This window comes from Salipiger sp. HF18 (genome assembly GCF_011806505.1).
Classification (GTDB): Bacteria; Pseudomonadota; Alphaproteobacteria; order Rhodobacterales; family Rhodobacteraceae; genus Salipiger; species Salipiger thiooxidans.
The window spans coordinates 1-3055 of record NZ_JAATOS010000479.1; the positions used below are offsets into that span (position 1 = coordinate 1).

A 3055-nucleotide genomic window follows, 5' to 3' on the forward strand; every position below is an offset into this window, starting at 1 on the left:
CGGCCAGGGGCTAGCGCAAGAGGATGGACCGGATGCCCTATGACGCGATGAGCGATTGCAGTGACGAGACCTTGCTCGCGGCCTATGCGGCGGGCGACCCGGCGGCGGCGCGCGCGCTGACCATGCGCCTGGGCCCGAGGGCTTTTGGCCATGCCATGCGCATGCTCAACGACCGCGCCGAGGCCGAGGACATTGCCCAGGAGGCGCTGCTGCGGCTCTGGCGGGCGGCGCCGGGCTGGCGCGAGGGCGAGGCGAAGGTGTCGACCTGGGTCTACCGGGTCGTCTCCAACCTTTGCATCGACCGGATCCGGCGCCGGCGCGGCGGTCATGTCGACATCGACGCGGTGGCCGAACCGCCGGACCCGTCGCCCTCGGCCGAGCAGGGGCTGCAGGACACGGCGCGGGGACAGGCGCTGCAGGCGGCGCTCGGCACGCTGCCCGAGCGGCAGAAACAGGCAGTGGTATTGCGGCATCTCGAGGGGCTTTCGAACCCCGAGATCGCCGGCATCATGGACATAGGCGTGCGCGCGGTCGAAAGTCTCAGTGCGCGGGGCCGCAAGGCGCTGCAAGGGCTTTTGGCTCCGCGACGCGCAGAACTGGGATATGACGATGACTGACAAGCGCAAGGCTGAGGAAGGGGCCATGGCCCCGTGGTTCGAAGCGGCCCGTGCCGAAGCGCCGGCGCCGTCGGGGGACTGGCTCGCGCGGATGGAACGCTTGGCGCTGGACGAGCTGCCGTCACCGCGTCCCGATCCCGCGGCAGAGGCGGCACCCGCCGCGCGGCGCGGTCTTGGCGCGCGGCTCGGGACGTCGCTGCGCGACGTGCTGGGCGCGGTCGGGGGCTGGCCGGCGATGGCCGGGCTGGTGGCCGCCTGCGCCACCGGCGTGTGGTTCGGGGCGGTGCCGCCCTCCGGGGTGTCGGACTGGCTCTCGGTGTCGGCGGCGGATTCGGTGATGAAGCTGGAGCCCACGAGCGGCTTCGACGATGTGATGTTGGGACTGTAAGAGATGGCCGACGCAGAAAGCAGACCGAAGATGCGGCGCGGGTTGCGGGTGCTTCTTTTCGCCTCGCTGGCGCTGAACCTCGCGGTGGTCGGGGTGGGCGCGGGCTTCGTGCTGCGCCATCCGATGCCCGAGCGGGCGCCCCCGCCGCGCGGGCGCGATTTCGTGTTCCCCTACACCAGCGCCTTCAGCGAGGAGCAGCGGCGCGAGCTGGGCCGCAACCTCCGCCAGTCCTTCAAGCACGATCGGGCTCAGGGCGGCGAGCGGCCGAGCTTCGTCGACGGCTACAATGCGGCGCTCGAACTGCTGCGGGCCGAGCCCTTCGACAGCGCGGCCTTCGGGGCGACGCTCGAGGCACAGAGTGCGCGCGGCGAGGCCCGGCAGAAGGCGGGGCAGAGGTTGCTGGTCGATTACGTGGCCACGCTGGACCCCGAAGAGCGCCGCGCCTACGCGGACCGGCTCGAGGCGGAGATCGCGAAGATCGCCGAACATGCAAAGCGGTTCCGGCCGAAGGACTGAGGCCTGTCGTTCCCCGTCGGGGCGCTCGCGGGTGCGCGGGACCGGCTGGGGCATGTGACGGCTCGGGCGACCCCGTGCGGGTCGGACGTTCCAGCGGGCTGCTTCCATGGCGGGACGGGGGCGGCGTGCTGATCCCGGCGCGGATGGGGGCTCCCGGAGCGGTTCCCCACGCCGGAGGGGGGCCGGATGCGATGCCGGCGCGGAACGCCGGTCACGCCACCGAACCGACGTCCCGGGCGGGAAGTCTGTCATGTCGTGCCGGGGACGATCCAATGGCGCGGCCTCTGCCTGTCGGGCGCCTGGCTCTGTCTGTCGGGCGTTTGCCTCAGTCTTTGACGCCAAGACGCCCGCCCTCATGCCGTCTCGCGCCGGCCAACTCCCGGCTCTCAGGGTCCGGCGGCCGCCGCGCGTGGTGGAGGGCCGACCGGGTCCGCCGCCAGTAAGGCGCAGTCGCCGCCCGCCAGCGCGACCTGGTTGCGGCCGCTGTTCTTGGCGACGTAGAGCGCCCGGTCGGCGCGGTCCAGCAGGATCTCGGGCGGCTCGGCGCGGGTGCGCCGGGGAAGCGCCACGCCGATGCTCGCGGTGACCTGGCGGCCGCCCTCGGGAAGCCCGGGGACGGTGAAGGGGGTCTTCGAGATCACGCTGCGGAGCCGTTCCGCTGCGAGCAGCGCGGTGTTTTCCGAGGTGTCCGGCATCACCACGAGGAATTCCTCGCCGCCGATACGTGCCACGAGGTCCGAGGGCCTGAGGTTCGCGGACATCCGCCGCGCCGCCTCGACCAGAACCGCATCGCCGACCGCGTGGCCATGGGCGTCGTTGATCGTCTTGAAATGGTCGAGGTCGAGCAGCAGCAGCGCGTAGCTGCGCGCCTTCTCGATGGCGCGATCCGCCACCCGCGTCAGGTGCGGCAGCACGTAGCGGCGGTTGTAGAGCCCGGTGAGCGGGTCGGTCACCGCCGCCCGCAGCCCGTCGCGCATGTTCGAGCGCAGCCGGTCGGCGGTGCGCTTGCGGGCGATCTGCTTGGGCAGCCGCAGGATCAGCTCCTCGGCGTCGAACCCGTCGGCCAGCAGGTCGTTGGCCCCGAGATCGAGCGCGCTTGCCGCCTCATGCCGGCACTCGGCGCGGGTCACGTAGACGATCGCGGACTGCCGGTAGGGCGGGCTCGCGCGCAGCTGGGTGAGCAGCGACAGGCCGGCGCCGGCCACGCTGCCGGTGTCGACGATGACGAAGACCTCGGGGGCGCCGCCCGCGAGCCGCAGCGCCTCGTCCGGGCTGCAGATCTCGAAGCGGTCGGGCAGGCGGGCGCGCAGCGTGCTCACCACGGCCTTCACCGAGACATCAGCCTGCACCGGCACCACCGCCACCCGCGCCGGGCAGTGCAGTTCCGCCGGGGGCTCGGCCAGCCCGAGCGCGCGGCGGGTGTCGTCGCGCAGGCGCAGCTCGTCCTCGGCGTGGCGGGCGCGGAGCAGGCTGCGCAGGCGCGCCAGGAGCACCCGCTCGTCCACCGGGCGCGACAGCATGTCGTCCGCCCCCC

General features: G+C 72.9%; 4 protein-coding genes. 3 read left to right on the top strand and 1 reads right to left on the bottom strand.

What is annotated here, in order from left to right:
* Positions 1-32: 32 nt before the first annotated feature.
* Genes HC022_RS22745 through HC022_RS22755 form a run of 3 tightly spaced genes read left to right on the top strand, consistent with a single transcriptional unit; the run spans position 33 to position 1521 of the window.
* The gene (locus tag HC022_RS22745) at positions 33-617 is read left to right on the top strand and encodes an RNA polymerase sigma factor (protein WP_175583702.1); all 585 of its coding nucleotides are present in this window, start codon (positions 33-35) and stop codon (positions 615-617) included.
* Positions 610-1005 carry a hypothetical protein gene (locus tag HC022_RS22750; RefSeq protein ID WP_254885240.1) on the top strand — a complete coding sequence of 132 codons (396 nt, stop codon included), beginning with the start codon at positions 610-612 and terminating at the stop codon, positions 1003-1005. The genes HC022_RS22745 and HC022_RS22750 overlap by 8 nt, the downstream gene beginning before the upstream one ends.
* Positions 1006-1008: 3 nt before the next feature.
* On the top strand, positions 1009-1521 hold the full coding sequence (locus HC022_RS22755) for a periplasmic heavy metal sensor (RefSeq protein WP_167453923.1): 513 nt from the start codon (positions 1009-1011) through the stop codon (positions 1519-1521).
* 386 nt (positions 1522-1907) lie between these two features.
* Here the strand turns inward: HC022_RS22755 and HC022_RS22760 are convergent.
* Positions 1908-3055 (bottom strand): diguanylate cyclase (locus HC022_RS22760; RefSeq protein WP_167453924.1); only part of this gene is annotated, 1148 nt, incomplete at its 5' end.